The 21,168-nt window shown below is 35.7% G+C and carries 15 protein-coding genes; 8 read left to right on the top strand and 7 right to left on the bottom strand.

The annotated features are described in order from the left end of the window. Window positions 1-94: 94 nt before the first annotated feature. Both FKR84_RS04205 and FKR84_RS04200 read left to right on the top strand, forming a co-directional pair. Window positions 95-5,491, top strand: a complete 5,397-nt coding sequence (locus tag FKR84_RS04205; RefSeq protein ID WP_141420947.1) for a hypothetical protein — start codon at window positions 95-97, stop codon at window positions 5,489-5,491. A gap of 42 nt (window positions 5,492-5,533) precedes the next feature. Further along, window positions 5,534-9,631 carry a hypothetical protein gene (locus FKR84_RS04200; RefSeq protein ID WP_141420946.1) on the top strand — a complete coding sequence of 1,366 codons (4,098 nt, stop codon included), beginning with the start codon at window positions 5,534-5,536 and terminating at the stop codon, window positions 9,629-9,631. A 13-nt stretch (window positions 9,632-9,644) separates the two neighbouring features. On the opposite strand, the gene FKR84_RS04195 is transcribed toward FKR84_RS04200, so the two are convergent. After that, window positions 9,645-10,355, bottom strand: a complete 711-nt coding sequence (locus FKR84_RS04195; RefSeq protein WP_141420945.1) for a helix-turn-helix domain-containing protein — start codon at window positions 10,353-10,355, stop codon at window positions 9,645-9,647. A gap of 280 nt (window positions 10,356-10,635) precedes the next feature. Here FKR84_RS04195 and FKR84_RS13500 point away from each other — a divergent pair, with 280 nt between their 5' ends. Both FKR84_RS13500 and FKR84_RS04190 read left to right on the top strand, forming a co-directional pair. After that, entirely contained in the window at window positions 10,636-10,764 is a 129-nt protein-coding gene (locus tag FKR84_RS13500; protein ID WP_262710712.1) for a hypothetical protein, read from the top strand. Between the two features lie 215 nt (window positions 10,765-10,979). Then, on the top strand, window positions 10,980-11,495 hold the full coding sequence (locus tag FKR84_RS04190) for a ferritin (protein WP_233357661.1): 516 nt from the start codon (window positions 10,980-10,982) through the stop codon (window positions 11,493-11,495). 91 nt (window positions 11,496-11,586) lie between these two features. On the opposite strand, the gene FKR84_RS04185 is transcribed toward FKR84_RS04190, so the two are convergent. Continuing rightward, entirely contained in the window at window positions 11,587-12,897 is a 1,311-nt protein-coding gene (locus FKR84_RS04185; protein WP_141420943.1) for an NAD(P)/FAD-dependent oxidoreductase, read from the bottom strand. A gap of 269 nt (window positions 12,898-13,166) precedes the next feature. On the opposite strand from FKR84_RS04185, the gene FKR84_RS04180 reads away from it, so the two are divergent. Both FKR84_RS04180 and FKR84_RS04175 read left to right on the top strand, forming a co-directional pair. After that, the gene (locus FKR84_RS04180) at window positions 13,167-13,496 is read left to right on the top strand and encodes an ArsR/SmtB family transcription factor (RefSeq protein ID WP_141420942.1); all 330 of its coding nucleotides are present in this window, start codon (window positions 13,167-13,169) and stop codon (window positions 13,494-13,496) included. A 44-nt stretch (window positions 13,497-13,540) separates the two neighbouring features. Then, window positions 13,541-14,428, top strand: a complete 888-nt coding sequence (locus FKR84_RS04175) for an arsenite methyltransferase (RefSeq protein ID WP_141420941.1) — start codon at window positions 13,541-13,543, stop codon at window positions 14,426-14,428. Between the two features lie 142 nt (window positions 14,429-14,570). Here the strand turns inward: FKR84_RS04175 and FKR84_RS04170 are convergent, their stop codons facing one another. The 3 genes from FKR84_RS04170 to FKR84_RS04160 all read right to left on the bottom strand — a co-directional run bounded on the left by FKR84_RS04170 (window position 14,571) and on the right by FKR84_RS04160 (window position 17,320). Continuing rightward, window positions 14,571-15,119, bottom strand: coding sequence for a DUF302 domain-containing protein (locus FKR84_RS04170; RefSeq protein WP_141420940.1), 549 nt, complete (start codon window positions 15,117-15,119; stop codon window positions 14,571-14,573). Next, entirely contained in the window at window positions 15,074-15,295 is a 222-nt protein-coding gene (locus FKR84_RS04165; protein WP_233357660.1) for a DUF302 domain-containing protein, read from the bottom strand. The genes FKR84_RS04170 and FKR84_RS04165 overlap by 46 nt, the downstream gene beginning before the upstream one ends. Before the next feature lie 564 nt (window positions 15,296-15,859). Then, entirely contained in the window at window positions 15,860-17,320 is a 1,461-nt protein-coding gene (locus FKR84_RS04160; protein ID WP_141420938.1) for a potassium/proton antiporter, read from the bottom strand. Window positions 17,321-17,845: 525 nt separating this feature from the next. Between FKR84_RS04160 and FKR84_RS04155 the strand changes: the two genes are divergently transcribed. Both FKR84_RS04155 and FKR84_RS04150 read left to right on the top strand, forming a co-directional pair. Then, window positions 17,846-18,697 (top strand): phospholipase A, encoded by an 852-nt coding sequence (locus FKR84_RS04155; RefSeq protein ID WP_141420937.1) that lies wholly within the window; start codon window positions 17,846-17,848, stop codon window positions 18,695-18,697. Window positions 18,698-18,956: 259 nt separating this feature from the next. Continuing rightward, window positions 18,957-19,523 (top strand): lipid-binding SYLF domain-containing protein, encoded by a 567-nt coding sequence (locus FKR84_RS04150; RefSeq protein ID WP_141420936.1) that lies wholly within the window; start codon window positions 18,957-18,959, stop codon window positions 19,521-19,523. Between the two features lie 166 nt (window positions 19,524-19,689). Here FKR84_RS04150 and FKR84_RS13545 read toward each other — a convergent pair whose 3' ends face one another. Further along, complete coding sequence (locus FKR84_RS13545) at window positions 19,690-19,797, bottom strand: SprB repeat-containing protein (protein WP_394348476.1); 108 nt, start codon at window positions 19,795-19,797, stop codon at window positions 19,690-19,692. Window positions 19,798-20,974: 1,177 nt separating this feature from the next. After that, on the bottom strand, window positions 20,975-21,160 hold the full coding sequence (locus FKR84_RS04140; RefSeq protein WP_141420935.1) for a hypothetical protein: 186 nt from the start codon (window positions 21,158-21,160) through the stop codon (window positions 20,975-20,977). Window positions 21,161-21,168 lie beyond the last annotated feature (8 nt).

Genomic DNA, 21,168 nt, shown 5'->3' with positions numbered 1-21,168 from the left:
GACCTAAAGAATTACATAAAAATGACTACCAGTAGCTATTTTAGAAAAGCTTCTTACTATCTAACTTGTGCATACCAATAGATGCGGCATTATTATGGAAAAAAATAAGTTATATAAACTACTTGCCAACCTTAAAGGCGACCAGCAAAAAGACACCGGTAAAAAGGGAAAACGTACTGAAAATTTACAGCAATCACTAGCCGAAATTTTACTTAGCCAAGAAAGTCTTTTAAACGATATTCCTTCTGATTTAGTGGAAGAGCCTTTGGCAAAAACGGAGTCTATAGACAGAAAAAACATTGCTAAAGTTCTAAAAAAGGTAAAACCATTAAGAGGAAAAAAATCAGCACATATAAAAGTGCGCAAATCTGCTTTTAAGACCACAAATTTTAAGGAGGCCAAACAAACCGCTTTGCTAAAAAATATGGTGCCGGTTTATGCTGGTGCGCGCATAGAAAAAACCAAAGGTCCTTTTACACTACAAGACGGAACCGATTTGATTTTTGACTATTATCCTATTTTTACCAAACTCAATTCTCTTTATATAGAAGGACAAACTTTGCCCGCTCTTCTGTTTAAAACCAGGCGTTTTAGACTTCCTATTATTTTGCAGGATTTACCGTTTTTACTGCAAGAAAAAGCTGTTTTGGAAGCTAAAAAAAATAAGAAAATAGCCAAGCAGCTAGACTTAGAAAAGAAAAACCAACCCATAAAAAAAAGACGCCCATTAAAAGACAAACGCATAAAACGCATTCAGGAAAACCCGGAAATTGAAAAAGAAATCGTAGGTAAGCTTTTTAAACAAACCCGGCTTTATGAACTTGCCGGCAATACAATATGGATACGTGCAAAACTATTAAGTTCTACTGCTCCAGAAGATCATTATTGTGCTTTACGGATAAAAAAAGGCAGTGTCTTTTTAGATAAATTGCCAACCAAGCAAGAAAACGATAAAATTACCGTAAGCAAAACCACAAGCATTACTGTAAATTTAAACTTAGAACAAAAAGAAGTTGCCGCCACAAACGATTCGATTTTTGGTATAGATGCTAGAAATACCGAAAGCAAACTTCCCAAAAAATTCAGCTTTAGCTTAAAAAATAAACAAAGTAAAATTTTAAGCCTTGCAGATGCTTATGCAAAACTCTACGATACAGAATACGAACTGTTTTATAACCATTCGCAAGATCTAGCTTATAAAGAGCAAATAGCTAGTATTACCATTCCAATAACAACGAAATCACAGCACTTTAATATAAAAAAATGTGAGGCCGGCTTGGTGAATATTGAAGGAAAGGCTGCCTTAAAAAAAACTTATTGGACTTTATTTAGCAACCCAATAGACCTGCAAAACCCTTTGGAAGCAGATAGTAACGGCGGTTTGCTATTTGAAACTAAAGAAGGCTTAACAGCCAATATTAAAAACAGGGAAGAAAAACTTTTATTTACAGAGCCTTTTATATTTTTTGCTCCCAAAGTTGGTTTGTTAGTGTATGACGAAAAAAGTAATGGCCAAGGTTTGCAGCAAAATGTAAACTTATGGAAAGACAAAAACGACCCAAAGGCATTCGCCTCCAAACTTGGTATTAGCTATAATCAAGAGACCGGCGTGTATATCATCGCTAAGACGGAAGGAGAAGAAAACCTTGCCACTTTTGCCAATTTAGACTTTAGTATTGATCGGCCGGTTAAGGTTAATGCAGAACCGGTTGCTATTAAGACCAAAAAAAGTATTTTATATTTTATAGGAAAAGAAGCTAAACGCGGACTTTCTATAATTGATTTTGATATTCTAGACGACAATTTTCCTAATGCAAACCCTAAAGATCAAGTTATAAAACCTATAGCCTTTGCTTTACAAAATGCTCTATTAACCACCAGTCCGCCAATGGGAGTATTTTTTAAAGGTACTTACGATGAAAATTTTCAAACCGTAAACGCCGGAGAACTTATTAGTATTTTCGGACTTTTTAGCTACTTACCTACCCTGCCAGATCCCTATGCTTCTAGTTTTTCTAACACAACTAAAAACAAACAGAAAAAAAAGACAACTGCTTATAGAAAAGCAGACATAAACTTTACCATTAGTAACAAAAGCATTTGGAGTGAAGAAGAAGTAACCACCGATTTTCAGTTTGGAACCGCAGGTTTTACTACAGCAAACAAAGCAGAAGATGCCACAGCTTCAGAAGAAGAAAGCGATACGCAAACCGGCAGATCTAAAGAAGAAAAACTGCGCGTTGAACATCATAAAATTTTAAAACCTTTATTGGCCAAAGAAAGATCTTTAACAAAAGAACAACTTCCATTTAAAGCAACAGAAAAAGATAAAACAAACAATATTGGTAGTCTTATAAGCGAGATTGCACTAAATGTACATAGCGCAAATAGGTTTTCTTTATTAGATGTTAGTAGCAATGCCAATCAAATTGGAATAAGCTATAAAAAATACGAATCATCTACCCGTTTGGCATATACCAATAGTGCAGAAGATTGGGATTTTCCTTTTAAGATGGAAAAGATGGCTATGCTTACCCAAGGTATAAATGCACAGGCTTTTATGTTGCCACAAATTTCTTGGGAGCCAATATTTAATTTTTCCGAACAAGTTATTACCAGCAATGAAGCTAACGATCCGCGGCAAGGTTTTAATTATTTCCCCAACGATGGTTTTCCTACCTATATTGGTAACCTCAGCAAAACTGCTGTTCCCTTGGCGCCTATCCCTTTGTCTAATTATTTAGAAAAAGTATATAAAAATCAAGATGATGCTATTACTTATGCTTCTTTCAATTTGCCTTTTGGCATGTGGGGTTTAAGTGTTTTAGACAAAAGATCTGGACAAGATAAAGCTCCCACTATAAAAAACGTTGCGCCAAAGTTTAAAGAAAACATTAAGGGCGGCATACAGTTAGAACTTACTGCCGGCAGCTCTTTTGCAACAGAAGGCGACTTATTTCAAGGCATGACCATTCAGCTGGCAAATGTTCAGGATATGGGCGGCAGACAAGGTAATTACAGTACTTTGGGTGCTAGTGTGCATAAAATATTCAACAACGAATTTGGTGAAATTTCAAATAATTTAGACGATGTAGCTCGGCCTGGAGTTCCTTTAAACAAAATAGGTCTAAGCGGTTATGGCGCAAATATTTTTAGCGACTGGTATAATAAAAATGCCGCTTTCGCGGAAACCAGTCAGGCTACTTTTAATGTAGCTACCGGTCGTACCGCACAAGAAGTGGTTCAAGTAAAAAGTATTATTTACCCTTGGGGAATTTTTGTAGTGCGCACCATTACTATTTTACGTTTAAGCAACGGTTATATTGCCAGGTTAGATAGTGGCTGGCAAGCAGAAAGTGATGGTAAATTTTATTTCGGGATAAACAATGAGCCAAATCCATACGAATACCATGCAGGTTTGGTTCACGGTCTGTACAACATTCGTAATATTCGCGAAGACAATAATCTAGAGTATAAGGATACGATGCAAACCGAAGGAACTAGTAAAGAAGTAATCTTGCAAGGTTTAACTTTTGATGCAGATATTGCCATAGAAGATGTTATTGAAGGACAAAATTCTACCCAAGATAATACTACAACAAATCTGGTTGCCTCCAAAGGTGTACAAGGTTTTGTGCAATTATCTCCCCCAGGCACGGCACTAACCCCAGAGGTTTTAGAACGTTTGCTCAAGTTTCAAAACAATTCTATTGGCGGACCGGTAAACTGTACGATAAAAATTGCCGGGACAGATCAATACATGAAAATAAACCGTATAGATGTAAACAACGCCAAAGACGAAAACGAACAACCCATTTTTATAGTAGCAGCGCGCGGCTCGGTAGTTCTGCCAAAAGAAGGAAGCTGGACAATGGTAAAACATACCGTAAAAGACGGCACGGTAACACCTTTAGACACCGCGATGTCTGTTCCGCTAATCCGTAAAGGAAAATGGGATTTAGGTAAGCTAATAGATGAAGCCGATTTACAAAACTTACAGCGAATTGCAAATCCTACCGAATTATTGCGGCAGACGATAGCCTTAGATACTATCAACTACGGCTTCTTACAAAACTTAGACACACAAAAAGTACTTTTCTTAACGCCTTCTTTTCAAAAAGGTATCAACAAACTTTTAAGCAAAACCCCACCCTTGTTAGCAGATGGCTATCGTTTATTGAATTCAAAAGGGATTTTTCCCAATATTGGCGATGCTGTAGATGATTTTGGCGAAACCGTAGAATTGCTAAAAGGAAAATTAGAAAACGGCACTGTAGATGCTCTTTTTCAACAATTACAAGACGTGACAGATGGAGCCAAAAAAGTATACGAGCTTTTGGAGATAATCCCGAAAGTAGATGAAGAAAAATTAATAGATCAAGGCTACCAATTGCTTAAAAAAGGAGTTGGAGACGAAATAAACAAAGCCTTGAATTTTGATATTCCCTTTACGGAATACAATTTAATAGATACAGAACATTTTAAAATAAGAATTGATTATGAATCAGATGCAGGAGAAAGCAAATTAGATTATAACCTAGATTCTTTTGCCGAAGATTTAGAAGATCAATGGCGCGGAAGGTTAAACAACCTAGCGATGGTAGTAAGCTTAGGCCCGTTTGACGATTTGATGACGGTACAAGGAAACTTTAATAATGAAAAAGGAAAAGAAGCCAATTTTGGCGGAGTGATTTCTGCTGATGTGGATGCCTTACCAACACCAAAAATTAAATTTAGCGATGCCGTTGAACCGGTAATTCAGATTTTAGAAATTTTAAAAGATTTGTCTTCAGACGATTATGCAGATGCGCTTAAAAAAGGATTACAAGTCGCAATGAGCAACAACGCCAATATTTGGGAATATAAGTACGAGGCAAAAAAAGAAATTGGTCTTATTCAATTTCCAATGGGAGATTTATACAACTCTCCCCAAGTTCCGCTAAAATTAGAAGCAAGTATGCGTCTTGGTTTTAATTTTAACGCAGCTCTTAAAGTTACCAGCAATCCAAAAGATTTACTTCCTACGGCTGGGGCGTTTTTTATTTTCCACGGTGGCTTGCAAGTAATGTGCGTGAGTATTGGCGGGGCAACTATTTATGCAATAGGAAATGTAGACCTTAAACTTACCGCAGACACTGCGCCGGCTCTGGCCGTGGCGATGAAATTTGGTTTTGGTGCGCAACTGGCAGTTGGTTTACCGGTAGTAGGTAATGCCAGTCTTCAATTTATGACCAGTATAGAAGTAAATGCAGATACCGGAAATACGGTAGCAATTACAGCCATAATGATGTTTCGCGGCCACGCCGAACTTTTAGGCGGAGCTATTGGTGTAACCATTGTTATTGAAGCGAAAGGTGCCATAGAAAAATCTAATGATAACTCCCCAACCAACTGCAGGGCAAGCGTTGCTTTTGGCTTAGATATTAGCGTGGCCTTTTTTATTGATATTAGTTTTCATGAAGAGTGGGAAGAAACAAGACAAATTGCATAGGTGTAGAAAAAAACAAATAAAGAACTACTAAAATTTAAAAGCATGGCAACCGCAAAAAATACCCGTTTTACGCTAATGGCATTTCCACAAAAAGTAGATGCCAACGGCTATCTAAACCTCAATATATTATTCGTTCCAAGAAATTTTAGTCCGTTGCAGACCTTAGAAGCTATTTTCGGTAGCAATGATGGCATACCAAAGTTTGTAGAGGTTAAGCCAAAATTAAACGCTATGTTGGTAAATAATCCTAACGATTTTCCGGGAAAAGCCGGAAATCTTGGAAGGGCAGAATTTTTAAAGTTGGACTATCCGGAAAATATGGCGAAAATTTATAAAACCCTTAAAGATGCCAAAGACACCAACGGTAACCCAAAATACTTTGACATTGAGGAGAGTTATAGTAAAATGGACAAGCATCGGGCTCCTAAAGCTGTAGAGGTTTCCAAAGCGGTTAAAAAATACCTGCCGCTTTCGTACCGAACGGCCTTTAATTTTAACAGTCCGCGGGTAGAAAATGCCGTAACAGACGATAGTTATGCTTGTGCGATGCGTAAAACCAAAAAACCAAAGCCGGTAAAACCCGATAATAAAGTAAGTTGGGGAAAAGTATATGCGCATTTATTGCGGCAGCCGCTATTGGCAGAAAAAGCCGGTTTATTGTACAGAAATATAAAAATTAAACTAAAAGAAGACGATTTTAAACAAGGGGGTTGGCTTTATATTTCGGTTAGCGAAGATAGTGTCTATGCACAAGAGCAACAGGATTCGTTACAAGCTAATAAAGACATTTTCATCAAATCGTATGCAGCCAGAGTTCCTTCCCTGAAAAGGAAAAACAATAAATTTATTGAACAACAATTATTTGCCGCTGTACTGTTTCCGGTAATGAAACCCAACGAATCGCCCAAAGGAAATTATGACGATTTGTATATTGAAAGTGCTGCCTACAACGATGGTTTTGCAAAAATAGTACACGCCAACCAACCAAAAAGCAGCAATTTACTAGCAGAGGAGCCGGACGGAATGCCGCCACAACAAGAAATGGGAATACGTTTAGGTTGGGATGACGAGCAAATTTTAATTTGGTATTTAAGACAGCTTGCTAAAGATCCCAGTGTAAATGGCGGAAACGACAGGTTAGATGCTCCTTTGGGCGTAATGGGCTATAATATTGACGTAAAAGAAGTAGGAATAGGTACGCCCGATCACTGGCACTACGAAAGCCTTACCGCAGTAAAAAGTAAAGGACCAATATTTTTGGAAGATATTGAACTTGGCAAATACGAAGGCGAATTGCCTTTTCAAGTTTACCCTACAAAAGCCTTAGAAACAGCAGAAACAAACTATTGGTTGCCAATGTATTTTGCCAATTGGAATAACCATTCTATGGTCTTACCGGACAAAACTGCGGCAGATTTGTACAGAAATTACGAAGCCATTCAAAAAGCGGCCTTAAACGATGTAAATGGCACCAAGAGAAACGTAAAAATTTCGGATACTTACCAAGCCCAAAGTAAAATAAACAAACTTAGGTATGGTAAATCTTATAAATTTCGTGTGCGACTTACAGATACAACCGGCGGCGGACCAAGCCTTAATGCAAACACTAACGAAAACAATTTAAGCAACGAAGCAGAAATTCATTTTAAACGCTATGTTTCTCCGCACGCTGTCCGAATTGTAAATAAAGAAGAAATAAAAACCTCGAGCGACGATTTGAGTTTTGAAGGCGATTTGCTACAAATAAAACGCCCTTTAATAGGTTATCCATCTGTGGTTTACACCGGAAAATATGAAGATCCGGTAGCTTTACTACAAAAATCTATAGAAAAACAATTAGAAGAAAAAGATGGTAACGGCCAAGCAAAAGTAGTTATAGGAATTGCCGATCCAGATGTGCTGCAAGTCGAGATAAAAGTAGAAGTGCAAAGCTTAAAAATGGATAACCTGCGTAGTGATAGCGGCCAAGATAATTTTATAACGCTCTACACCACTTCGCGTAAATTTAAAGAAGATTTTGAAAAAGAACTGGACCTGAATTTTACCTATAAAGATATTCCTGTCTTAGATTTTGATCAAAGTTTTGAAGAAGATCCTAACAATAACGGCTCGCTGCTACTGCCAACTTGCAGAAACCTGCGCGTTAGTTTGCGCGCAAAAGGAAAAGAAGATGCCAATTATTGGGGCCATACAAACTCAACGAAAGATAAAAGCCTTTACGGAAAAACCACCGTACTGCATATGCGTAGAAATAGTGAAAGCGAAAGTAATTTATTAAAAGAAACCAAAGCTGCGCGGGTTATACAAGGTATTTATCTTCAACCAGATCCTGTAAAACGTATTAATGGGAGAATTTCGGTAGATAAAATAACCCCCTCCCAAAACGGCCTGCCAAATATTTTGCAACGTTTGGCGCAACAACTGGAAGTAAGTTGCAATAACGATCCTAAAAATATGACCCTAACGGCAGAAAAAGGAGAACGCATACAATTTTGGTGCAGTAATTTTATTGCCCACAGCTTAAGTCCAGATAAAAGCAGTATTACCTTTGCAGGGAAAAATGAGCTCTCCAATAAATGGTTGGTGGCTACCAGTTTTAAAATTGATAGAGATTGGACTTGGGACGGCCTACAAACCCTTGCTTTTACGATTGAACGGAAAATGAGTAGAAAAAACAATCCTACAGATTTTTTAGAACGGGAGCAAAAAATGGCCGGAATTCCCTACCGACAAATCGGAGATGCCGAGTTGCTAAGAACTGCCTCTTTTCAAGCCATACAAGAAGGAGAAGATAACAAAGTTTATCGGGAATATACCAGAATAGTGTTTATTGATGCCATAGATCCGCTTCCTACCAAAGGAGATCTGGCAGATACAATTTCCGTAAAGTATAAAATTAACCCTCAAATAAAAACAGCTATTTCTTTTGATTTGCAGACTGAGGCTTTTGAAAGTGAAAACCTACTACTTCCCGTTACGATAACGCCAAGTCAAACCCCAGAAATTATCGGCTCGGGAATTGCTCTTTCTCCTTATATAAAAGAGGATAAGTATTCGCGTACAGAAGCCAGAAGAAAATATTTATGGTTAGAATTTAACGAAAAACCCAACGACGATAGAGATGCTTTGTTTGCAAGACAAGTAGCCTACGCCCCAGACCAATTAATTAGCAACAACCATCCTTCTCTTTTTTCAGTAGAAAAAGATGCGCCTTTGCCAATAGATCCTGAGTTTACCCGGGTAATCACTCCCATATCTGGGCAAGAAAACGCAGGTTTAAAAGCTATGCGAAAAATGCAAAAGGCTCAAAACACCAGTCAGAACGGCAAGGAAAGACATTTTTATTTACTGCCACTACCAGAAGGCTTACACCATGAAAGTGCAGAGCTTTTTGGTTTTCATACCTATGAGTTTAGGTTTGGCCATACCGAGCAACTTTGGAGTACTGCTCAGGGTCGTTTTGGCCGCCCATTCCGGTTGACCGGTTTACAACATCCTGCGCCAAATTTAAATTGTTCTGTACAACGAACTAAAAATAAAATACAGGTTAGCGCGCCTTATGCTATGGCAGTAAACAATGGTAAAAACGTGACTGCTTTTCCGCCGCGAACTTCTATTTGGGCTATGCTTTATGCTCAAGTAGCGCAAGCAGACGGCAAAGAATTCAGGAATATTTTGCTTACCGAAATAAAACTAGAGCATAGATACCAAGAACCTTACAGAGATCCTAAAACGGGTGCTATTGTAGATTTACACGACAAGAAAAGAACACAATATGCCGTGGGTGATTTTGAATTGGAAGAAATAACCCAAGCTTTACAAGCTTATGGTTTACCAGAAGATGCTTCGCTAAGTGTTCTTTGTGTGGAAGTATTTGGGTATATTCGAAATATTGTAGAACACGTTAGTGGCATTACAGACGATTATACGCTACGACAAGAAGTTTCGCAAAGCGTTAAAAATGAACTCGATTTAAAAATTGGACAGCAACTGGAAGAAGATCTTGGTAGAGACATAAAAGCTGCTGCAGAAACTCCTGCAGATGATGGAAAGCCGCTAAGCACAGATTTGGGTAAATACAGAATACTCCGCAGCTCGCCACTTACCGCTGTACCAACAACTTGTTGCATAGATTGCTAGTTGAAACAAAAATTTAGCTAAAGGCAGGAAAAAGTTTAATAAAAGTAGAAAGCTTTTTCTTGCCCAATTTTTTAATAATGTTTTTGCGGTGGTTGTTTACCGTGTGTATGGAAATATAAAGTAAATCTGCAATTTTCTGACTGCATTTGCCTTCAGAAATAAATTGAAGAATTTCTTTTTCTCTCAAGGTAAGGCGTTTAAACTTTTTATAATTGTTTTGGATAAATAAATTTTCTTCGGTGAGTTGATCTAATTTTTTACCCATATAGCTGCAATTATTTACCGGTAAAGAAATATGCAAAATAGGTGTTACTGCGTCTGAATAATTAGGAAAATACTGCGAGGTGGTAAAAAACCAAGAATATTGGCCTGTTTTGGAAGGTTTAATCCGTTGAAAAAAAGAAAGGCTTTTTTGAGTTCTATTGCTTTGGAATAATTCTTCTATTTGCGCTTGTAAAAAAGCCTCTTCTTCCGGAAAAAAGAAATTGGTTTGATAGTTTTCTCCCATTTGCAATAAAGCAGATTTTGAAAGCTTAAAAAAATCACAGCCATATTGGTTTATATATACCGGCTTTCTTGTATTATAATCTTGAACAGTAACCAGGCCAGGAATAAAGTTAGCGGTTTTTTCTATGCTTTGTATCACTGGCTTTACAAAAGAAAAAGGCGCAAAAAATTCGGGTTGAAAATTAGAAAATGTGGTAGAATAAAGTCTGCTCTCCATAACTTAAGGGGGTTAGATGGCTTTATTTATTGAAGCTAGAAAAAATGGGCAACGCAATAAATAAAGCTATTCTAGGGAGTATAAGTTTAGCAGTTGCAAAAACTAAATATAAAGAAATTTTTAAACAAACAGCTGATTTTCAAATAATTTCCCCAAATGCAAAATATTTTTTGTGATAATACGTCCTTAAAGGTTTTAAGGATTCATAAATTATATAAAGATTTGTCAATCAACTTTACATTTTCTTTAGCTACATGCAGGTCTACGATTATTTACCTTTATGTTTTCCGTAAAGAACAGAAGATTTTATGCAGATGAAAAACAAAGAGAACAACAAGAAGATTGTATTGGCAGGATATCCTTCGGGGGAAACCCGTCAAAAGCCAATAACAACTGGGATATTGGCTGAATAATAATCAGTTATACCACAAAGAAAGTTTAAAAGACTTTACAAAAATCACTGCTACTTTTATTGGTTTGTTTGAAGGAGAAAATATTGGTAAACAAATGGTAAAAGTGGATGAAGTTGCTTAAAAATCGTTATTTTATAACATCTGAAATTCAGTAAAATAAAAATTAAATTTAAAATCAAAGATTATGGGAAAGAAGAGAATATCAAACAAAATGGAGAAATTATTAAACACCCAAATGACTCGGGAAGCCTATCAGGCGCAGGTTTATCTTTCGTATGCTTCCTGGGCAGAGGTAAATAGTTTTACGGGTATTGCTAATTTTTTATACGGGCATATGCACGAAGAGCGCGAACATATGTTTAAGTTTTTAAAGTATATTAACGATCGTGGTGGCGAAGCCAAGATTGAAGCCATAGATGCAGCGCCAAAAAACCCAAAAGATATTGGCGATTGCCTGCAAAAAACCTTACAACACGAGATAGATAATTCCAAAGAAATTGATAAAATTGTAAACCTTGCGCACGAAGAAAAAGATTGGGCCACTTTTAATTTTGCCCAATGGTTTGTGCAAGAGCAAATTGAGGAAGAAACCTTAATAAACAGTATTATAGACAAGTATAATTTGGCTTCTACCAATGTAGACAGCAATACTAGTTTATACGAAATGGATCGCGATTTGAGCGAAGCATCGCAAGAAGCGGAAACGCCTAGAGATGAGGAGTTCTAATAAAAATCAGTACCAAAAAAACCTGTCTTAATTTTAATGTTTTAAGACAGGTTTTTTATTTTAAAATTAAATTTTCTTCAAGTGTTTCTTCTTAAGCACTTTTAGTTTTAGTTTGCTTTTTTAAATCTGGCATGCTTCCGTTTGCAGTTTTTCCTACCAACAAACCGCTTGCCTGGCCTTTGCTTAAATAAGCCGTCGTCCAGTTCCACATTGTGCTAATGCGATTACGATAATTTATAAGCAAGAATAAATGTACAAACAACCAAGAGAACCAGGCAATCCAACCGGTTAATGATTTTTTGGGCGTGGTGAGATCTGCCACTGCTTTGCTTCTGCCAATAATGGCCATTGTACCTTTATCGTTATAGGTAAAAGCTTCCGGTTTATTTCCTTTTATAACTTTTAATAAATTTTTTCCCAACAATTTTCCTTGTTGGGTAGCTACACTGGCCAATTGCGGATGACCGTCGGGAAATGCAGGATCTGTTTTAAGTACGCATGCATCGCCAACGGCATAAATATTATCTGAATTTTCGAGTTTAAAATATTCGTTTACTTTTATTCGGTTTCCTTTTTCGTAGTTTTCGTCGGGAATACCGTCTATTTTTATACCGGTTACTCCGGCTGTCCAAATTAATGTTTTTGTTTCTATAGTATCGCCATCCTTAAAATGAACTTTATCTTCTTTATAATCAGACACCATTTTATTTAGCTTTACGATGATGCCCATTTCTTTTAGTGTTTTTTCAGAATATTTTTGTGATTTCTCCCGCATTGGCGGCAATACATTTGGAGCGCCGTCTACCAAATAAATATTCATTTTCTCTCGTTTGAGTTCTGGGTAAACATCGTCTAAAATATGGTTGCGCATTTCTGCCAACATTCCTGCAATTTCTACTCCCGAAGGCCCCGCCCCAGAAATTACAATATTGCGCATTTTACGTTTTTCGGTTTCGTCTTTGGTGTAGATATATCGTTCTGCCTCGCGCAAAAGATAGTTACGCAATTTTACGGCCTGACTTATAGATTTCATTGGGAGCGCATTTTTTTTAATATTTTCCATACCAAAAAAATTACTTCGCGTGCCGTGAGACAAAATCAAATAATCATAGGTTAGTTCTCCCGTTGTGAGCTCTACCTTGTTTTCTTCGGGTTTAACCCTAACCAATTTTCCTAAACGATAATTTAAGTTAGTTTTATCTTTAAAAAGTGTTCTAAAAGGTATACTAATGCTAGAAACATCTAGCATACCCGTACTTACTTGGTACAAAAGCGGCGTAAAATAATTGTAATTGTTTTTATCTACCAAAGTTACCTCTACGCCAACTTTGCCACCCAAATACTTTGCTAGATTAATTCCGGCAAAACCGCCACCAATAATTACTACTTTTTTATCTTTCATTTCTTTGCCTGCTTTTAATTATGTTACCCAAGCATTTTATATAGCTTTACGGAAAATTTTGCTACAATTTACAAATATAAAAACAGGCTATCAAGTTTTGGTTGTAACCGAATATGCTATTGCAGAAAGCTTAAGTGAATTTTAACCTTTTTCAAAAAAGATTGCTTTTTTGTTAACATATAAAAAATGCTTTTTACAAAAAATAGCCTCTAAAGATTTACAGTTTAAATTATTAATCGTAATATTGCAATATAACAATAACTAATAAAATGGGACTTTCGAAAACCACAATTTTTACAAAGCAACAAAATGAGATTGCTTTATTTGCCAAAGCCTTTGGGCATCCGGCCAGAGTAGCAATTTTGCAGCATTTATTCAAAATAAAAACCTGTGTATGCGGAGATTTGGTAAACGAAATAAAACTAGCACAACCTACCATCTCGCAACACCTTAAAGAACTAAAAAATCTAGGATTAATACAAGGCAGTGTAGAAGGCACAAGAGTTTGCTACTGTATAAACCCCGAAAAATGGACAGAGATGCAAAAAATTATGCATAGCTTTTTAGACAAAGAGATTCCGCAACCGGATTGCTGTTAGTTCTATTATTATTTAGAATTGAAAAACAACATTAAATTATAATTATGAAAGACGAAAAAGAATTAAAAGATATTGTAAAAGAACGCTACGCAAAAATAGCCGAACAAGAAAAGACTGAAAATGCATCTTCTTGTTGTGGCGCCACCACACCATCTAATAAAGTTTACAATATTATGATGGACGATTACTCTGAAACCGATGGTTATGTAGAAGAAGCAGATTTAGGTTTAGGTTGCGGTTTGCCTACCCAATATGCAAAAATAGAAAAAGGCGACACGGTTATAGATTTGGGTTCTGGAGCGGGAAACGATTGTTTTGTAGCAAGAAACGAAACCGGAGATACCGGCAAAGTAATTGGAATTGATTTTACCCCAATTATGATAGAAAAAGCGCGTAAAAACGCAGAAAAACTGAATTATAACAACGTCGAGTTTAGGGAAGGCGATATTGATGCAATGCCGGTAAACGACAATGTTGCAGATGTAATTGTGAGCAACTGCGTGCTAAATTTGGTACCCAATAAACAGAAAGTGATTGCAGAAATACAACGCACTTTAAAACCCGGCGGTCATTTTAGCATTTCAGACATTGTTCTTGTTGGCGAGCTTCCTGTCGCGTTGCAAGAAGACGCAGAAATGTACGCAGGTTGCGTGGCAGGAGCAATTCAAAAAACCGAATATTTAGAGCTTATTAAAAATAATGGTTTTGAGAACATTACAATCCAAAAAGAGAAACCTATTAGCATTCCTAACGATATTCTTGAAAAATATCTTTCTAAAGAAGCGGTAGAAACTTTTAATAAAGATGGAGCAGGAATTTTCAGTATTACCGTTTATGCAGAAAAACCCGGTACAAAAAATAATAAACAAAAAGTAAATCTTTCTGACATTGAGAGTTCAGATTGTTGTTCTCCAAGTACAAATTGTTGCTAATTTCTATTATATAATTTAAAGATTATTAAAAGCAGGATTTTCACGATGTATTTCCTGCTTTATTATAATTTAGTTTTTCTATAATATGCGTTTGCAAAAAAGAACAGGACTATTTAAATTTCACTAACTTCGAAGCGCTATTTTAATCAATTTCTGCGGCGGCATTTGCCAACATTTCCAGCGCTTTAGAAATTTCCTTAAATTTTTGACCGTGCATTTCTAACCTATGCTTTTTAGCTAAGAAGTTTGCATTGTTATAAGAAATATATACATTCCCCTTAGCATTTTCCCATACCAGCATTTTTTGGGGCAAGTCTAAACCTAAGTTTCTTTTAGTATGCATTATAGGCGTTCCTAATTTAGGATTTCCAAACATAATCACTTTCGTAGGTCGCAAATTCATCCCCACACTTGCAGCATTCTTTTTATGATCTAACTCCCCCATTACGCTTATATTTTCATTAGCCTCAATAGCCGATTTTAAATTATTGTAAGTAGATTCAAAATCGGTAGTGCTTTTAACATTTATTATACCTTCTTCCAAACCTACATTCTGCTTTTTTGTATGCTTTCCCTGTGTTTTAGTTGCAGTACTTACCAGATTATTTAGCGCTTTTGAAGTTTTGGAGAGACTTTCAACTTCTCCTACCCCGTACCTAGAAGCAAGATATTCTGTACTATTATAGAGCACAAAACCTGATTTTTATCTTCATAAAACAAAACTTTTTGCGGAAGATCTAAACCGGCTAATTGATTTTTTTGCATTAATGGAGTTCCGAGATTAGGATTTCCGAAGAAAATAACTTGCGTAGGTGGTAATTCTAAATCTACAGAAGTCGCGTTTTGAGAATGGTCTATTTCTGTCACAACCCCTATATTATTATTGCCTTCTAAAGCAGTTTTTAAAGCCTCTTCTAATTTTAAAGTATTTTCAAAAAAAAACCACCCCTGTAGCCGTGGACGAGTTTAGCGTTTCTTTTGTTGAGAATGTAGAATTAGTGTTTTGGCTGACGCAAGAACTCAATAAAAAAATAGCGGCAAATAGTAAGTTTAACTTCAGCATAGTTTTAATTTTGTTTTAAAATAATAATCATTTAAAAATATGCTATCAAACTTAACAGGTTTTAACTTCAATATGTAAAAGTTTAATAAGATTACACATTAAGCTTTATTTAAAGAATTATGAAAACGCTTTCTTTATGGAAGTTGTTGATGATATTTTAATTTAAAGAAGGTGCTAACCGCTATTATGTTCAAATAAATTGATGCTATAAGAATTTAAGAATAGAAGCAATCTACAAATCAAGTATAAAAAAAATTTCAATAATTCCGTAAAGAGTATAATAAAACTGCTAGTGTAAATAATAAAAGAGCAACCGATTTTTTACAGTATTCTCGCATAACCTAAAAGATTAACTGCTTGCTTATCTTCTAAATTTTAAGTGTTTTGTATACTTCTTCAAAAATATTAGGTCTATCTGCAAGAACGATTAACGTATCATGCGCTTTAATTTCTGTGGTACCATTTGGCGTTATGTAGCTGTTGTCTCTTATAATCATGGCTATTATTGCACTTTTTGGAAATCCTAGTTCTACAATTTTTTTATCTACTGCAAAAGCGTCAGAAGATATTAAAATTTCTCTCATTTCGCCTTTAGGATCTTCGTTTAGCAGCAAGTCTGTTGCAGTTAGTTTTTTTTCTTGTTCCGGTAAGGCAACGTTTAACCATTTTGCTACGATTGAAAGTGTTGTACCTTGTAATAGTACCGATGTTACCGAGATAAAGAAAACGATATTGAAAATTATATTTGCTTTTTCTACTCCTGCTAGAAGAGGATAGGTAGCAAAAACAATAGGCACTGCTCCTCGTAAACCAACCCAAGAAATATAAAATCTTCTTCTCAATTTCATTTTGAAAAATATCAAGCTAAGAAAAACACCTACCGGCCTAGCAATAAAAATTAGAAATAATGAAATAAGAAGTCCTACTCCCAAATACGGAATGATCTGAGAAGGAAAAACCAGCAAGCCTAAGGTAAGAAAGAGTACAATTTGCATTAACCAAGCTAAACCATCAAACATTTTTAAGATAGTTCTTTTATGTATCAATTCTTGATTACCCAAATAAACTGCACAAATATAAATGGCTAGAAACCCATTTCCACCTACAAAATCTGTGGCCGAAAATGTTATGAACATCAAAGAAATTACTAAGACGGGGTAAAGGCCTTCAAAACCCAGTTTAATCTTGTTAATAACAAACTTGCTGAATATACCAAAAACAAACCCTAGTATGCCGCCAAAAATCATTTGCTGTAAAAACATAGGAATAACAGACGTTATGCTTTGATCTTGATTAATAACCAAGGTTAAAAATGCAATAGTCAGCACATAAGCCATTGGGTCGTTACTACCACTTTCAAGTTCTAATGTTGGTCGTAAATTTGTTTTTAAAGCAATACTTTTTGAGCGAAGTATGGAAAATACAGCGGCTGCATCTGTTGAAGAAACAATTGAGCCTAGTAATAAACTTTCGTAAATGGTAAAATTGGTAACTGCCCAAACAAATATACCTATAGAAACGGCTGTAAATAAAACGCCCAACGTAGATAATGCTATCCCTTCTTTGAGAATGGGTTTAACTGCTTTCCAGTTTGTATCAAGACCACCCGAAAACAGGATGAAGTTAAGAGATACAATACCGATGAATTGTGCAATTCTAGGATTATCAAAGTTAATTCCTCCAATACCTTCAGAACCTGCCAGCATCCCAATTGCCAAAAAAAGCAATAAAGTTGGTACGCCAAATTTATAAGAGGTTTTGCCTATAATAATACTTATAAAAAGTAAAAGCGAGCCAATTAATACAATATTCTCAATGGTAATGTCCATAAATTTAAAGTTCTAAAATTAGAAAAAACGGTATTAACCTTGCTATTTTTATAGGTCGCAAAATAATAAATTGATTTGCTTTTTCCGTAAGAATCAAACTACACTTTTGCATATTCTTGGGTTTGTAGCCTAGGAATTTATAAAAAGTTCTACTTATTTTGGTATATTTCGTATTTTGAATGTTTCCATTCATTGATCTTCTATTTAAACTTTATCTATTAATTTTATACGTAAAAATTCTAAGCAGTATAGTTTTTACACTTGCTAAAAATTTAGATTAAAGTTTATCGTGTTGATCTTTCGAGTTTAAAAAATTGGATAGTTCTTTGCGTTTTGCCTTTCAAAATACAGCCTACAAAATCTAATTCTTTCAGCATATTCCTTACGTGCGGAGATTTTTTGTGCTATTAATTTAGGTTAGAACGCTATAAGAACATCTGTTTTTAGAAATTGTATCTTTAAACTTCCTTAATAGCTTACCGGTATTTTTAAATTTAGTGGGTAATTAATCATTTAATTTATAATATGAAAAATTTAGTTTTAGTATCTATTACTTTTTTGGGAATAATTTCCGGAGGTAATGTTTTAAATGCCCAAAGATTAGATAGAGAAGAAGTAGATGCTTATATCAAAAATATGCCCGGCTTCTCAATTCATAAAGACAACTATTTTATTACCGGCGTGCCAACCAACAAACGTATTGATAAAACCACGGCAGATGTAAAATATCAAATTAGTTTTAAGCAGCTAATTACCCGTAATACTTTACCTTGGGATACTTACTTGTTTGTAACTTACAGCCAAAAAGCTTTTTGGAATATCTACGAAAATTCTAGTCCGTTTGAAGAAATAAATTTTAATCCGTCTATAGGTTTAGGAAAACCAATTTTTAACCGTGACGACAAAATGGTAGGTATGGCCTCTTTAATGTTTGAACATGAATCTAACGGGCGAGACAGTATTTTCTCTAGAAGTTGGAATAATTTACATCTGCAATATGCCACTGCTTTAAACTCTAAAAGCATTTTAAAAGCCAAAGCTTGGTTTCCGTTTATGTATAAAGATGGTAACCCAGATCTGCTAGATTATATAGGCTTGGCGGAAGTTACTTATATACGCGAGCTCCTTCCGCGAAAGCTAAGTTTAGAAATAATGGCAAGAAAAGGCCTGGAGTGGAACTGGCAAGGAGCTTTGCGTTCTAGATTATTTTACAATCCGTTTAACAGCGCTAACCAATATTTTATGTTAGAGTGGTTTGCCGGACAGGCACAAAGTTTAATAAATTACAAACAGTTTACCAGCAGGATACGGCTGGGCTATGTTATTAAAACCGATGAGTTTGATTTTTTGCGCCCTGCCAGAAAAATGAATAAATAACCACGAAAAAAAGGTTTAAGAACTTATTAATCAATACTATTTTCACTCAAATACATTTTTAATTCCCCGAGTACTTGTATTGCTCACATCTATAAAAGATAGTCTTTACTACTTTATCAATTCCAAACCCACCATACTTTTTTTTGAAAAACTGCATAACTAATCACTAAACCTTAAGATTTCGTGAAATAACGGGTTTTTAACACTCTAAACACCACATAATCTGTAATTTAGATTTGTAGCCATAAAAAACAGTATTATGAAACGAGTTTTTTACAATATGTACAGCGCTATCATCGTGGTAATGTTGCTTTTTGCTTCCGGGCAAGTTATGGCACAAGACCAAGATAGACTAATGGATATGGAGAAACGAGAAGTGATTAAGTCTGATGCAGATGATGCTTTGACTGCCTTTAAAAATGCTAATTCAGAATTAGATAATATGCTGTCTGACGCAGCAGGATATGTTATTTTTCCTAATGTAGGAAAAGGAACCTGGGTACTTGGCGGGGCAGCAGGAAACGGCGTAGTATACGAAAATAACCAAATAGTAGGATTTGCCGAGCTTAGACAAATTGATATTGGTTTTCAAATTGGCGGAAAAGCCTTTAGGGAGCTTATTGTTTTCAAAACAGAACAAGCTTTGGACAGCTTTAAAAAAGGAAACTTTGAATTTGGCGGCAGCGCTTCTGCTGTAATTTGGGACAAAGGCGCAGGAAAAGCCATACCTTTTGAAAATGGCGCCGGAGTAGCAATTATGCCTAAAGCCGGAGCTATGGTAGGTATTTCTGTAGAAGGACAAGAATTTGATTATAGGTCAAAATAAAAAATTGTTGCCTATAACATATAATAATAGAGAAACCGGATTTTTAATCCGGTTTTTTAGTTTATACCGCAGCCCTCCACTATTATCACCTATAAAATATAAAACTCGGGCAATATCTACTGCTAATATGAATCTTAAAGGCATAGGAAATCTAAAATAAGCGTTACTACAGATAAGATTCAAAAAAAATCAAAAGTTTGCAAGCCGTGCCGCCGGTTAGCGTGACATCTATCGTTCCATCCGTAGCGCCGTTACAAGAAACATCTCTTACCACAGTAGAAGTTGAAAGCGCAGTAGGCCCGGTTACTGTAATCGAGGTCGTAGCGTGATTTTAGCAAAGCGATAGCAAGGGTGAAATTGTATCGAGAAGTAGTCGTTTAATTCACATTGTCATTTCCACGAAAGGAGAAATCTTTTCAATTTCAATAAGAATTACCCCTTCTTTTCCATTGCCGAAAAGAAGCAAAAGTCTAGGCTGACGAAAAAAGCATAAGAAAATACTACGGAACCCACCGCCACGAATGAAAATAACTCAACCTCTCTTTCGGTCGGTCTCAAACAGATTTTCATTCCGTATCCTCGCTGCTTCCTTGATTTTTAATCCTTTTTTCGATAGGCCGGGTTAAAAATGAATTTGCTTGTCATCCCGGGCTTGATCCGGGATCTCATCAAATTAATAGTATTGTAAAAGGTATTATTTCGAACTGGCAAAAAGGCACAACAAAGAACTGCTATCACTTCGAATGATTTTAGCTAAGCGGTAGCGCAGGTAAAATTGTATCGAGAAGTAGTTTAATTTACAGTGTTCAATAAGCTGTATTTTCAATTTCGACTTCAAGTTTAAAATCATCAATTACTATTATCCTATTCCCTATTTACTATTTACTATCTACCTCCTACTTCACCTTGTCATTTCGACGAAAGGAGAAATCTTTTCAACTTTAATAAAGATCACCCCTTCTTTTCCATTGCCGAAAAGAAGCAAAAGTCTAGGCTGACGAGAAAAACATAAAAAATACTACGCTGCCCTCCCCCACAGATAAAAAGAACTCCCTGCGGTCAAACAGCTTTTTATCTTTTTCCCTTCGCTGCCACCTTGATTTTCAATATTTTTCTCGATAGGCCGTTTTTCTGTTTTTTATCTATTATTATAATCTGAAATTAACAATACAAGTCTAATGGGGTGATTTTAGCAGAGTGATAGCGAGGGTGAAATTGTATCGAGATGTAGTTTAGTTGACCGTTTTTAGTAAACAATATGCAGTTTGCAGTAAGCAGAATTTTTCCAGTTCTCTATTTTTAATCATTAAAAAGACTGATGTAATAATATTTTGCTGCATTCATTTCCATAGCTAGGCTGCAATGATGTAACAGCCTATTTACTCTTGATAGTTGATGACTATATCACCTATATCCGCTTAGGTCTATACAATCTTATTTAATAATACTTGCTAATTGGATGGCCATTTTTTTTCAGATAAATATCCTTTTCGAATCTCTCTAAAGACCCTTAAAAGTTCATTATCCAATGCATCAATTTCACTATTTGCATATTCTATATAACTTTTCGAATCAATTATATCTGAAATTATTTTTTTATAGGTATCATAAATTGGTTTACGTTCTGGATAAGCCATGTTTTTTA

This window comes from Haloflavibacter putidus (assembly GCF_006546625.1).
Taxonomy (GTDB): Bacteria; Bacteroidota; Bacteroidia; order Flavobacteriales; family Flavobacteriaceae; genus Mesonia; species Mesonia putida.
Note: the sequence above shows the minus strand (reverse complement) of the source record. Positions and strands in the feature narration are given on the sequence as shown.

Coding starts and splice junctions, on each gene's coding strand:
- FKR84_RS04140 (WP_141420935.1), bottom strand. CDS start 21,160: ATGGCTTATCCAGAACGTAAACCAATTTATGATACCTATAAAAAAATA.
- FKR84_RS04150 (WP_141420936.1), top strand. CDS start 18,957: ATGAAACGAGTTTTTTACAATATGTACAGCGCTATCATCGTGGTAATG.
- FKR84_RS04190 (WP_233357661.1), top strand. CDS start 10,980: ATGGAGAAATTATTAAACACCCAAATGACTCGGGAAGCCTATCAGGCG.
- FKR84_RS04180 (WP_141420942.1), top strand. CDS start 13,167: ATGGGACTTTCGAAAACCACAATTTTTACAAAGCAACAAAATGAGATT.
- FKR84_RS13500 (WP_262710712.1), top strand. CDS start 10,636: ATGTTTTCCGTAAAGAACAGAAGATTTTATGCAGATGAAAAACAAAGA.
- FKR84_RS04200 (WP_141420946.1), top strand. CDS start 5,534: ATGGCAACCGCAAAAAATACCCGTTTTACGCTAATGGCATTTCCACAA.
- FKR84_RS04185 (WP_141420943.1), bottom strand. CDS start 12,897: ATGAAAGATAAAAAAGTAGTAATTATTGGTGGCGGTTTTGCCGGAATT.
- FKR84_RS04175 (WP_141420941.1), top strand. CDS start 13,541: ATGAAAGACGAAAAAGAATTAAAAGATATTGTAAAAGAACGCTACGCA.
- FKR84_RS04205 (WP_141420947.1), top strand. CDS start 95: ATGGAAAAAAATAAGTTATATAAACTACTTGCCAACCTTAAAGGCGAC.
- FKR84_RS04195 (WP_141420945.1), bottom strand. CDS start 10,355: ATGGAGAGCAGACTTTATTCTACCACATTTTCTAATTTTCAACCCGAA.
- FKR84_RS04155 (WP_141420937.1), top strand. CDS start 17,846: ATGAAAAATTTAGTTTTAGTATCTATTACTTTTTTGGGAATAATTTCC.
- FKR84_RS04160 (WP_141420938.1), bottom strand. CDS start 17,320: ATGGACATTACCATTGAGAATATTGTATTAATTGGCTCGCTTTTACTT.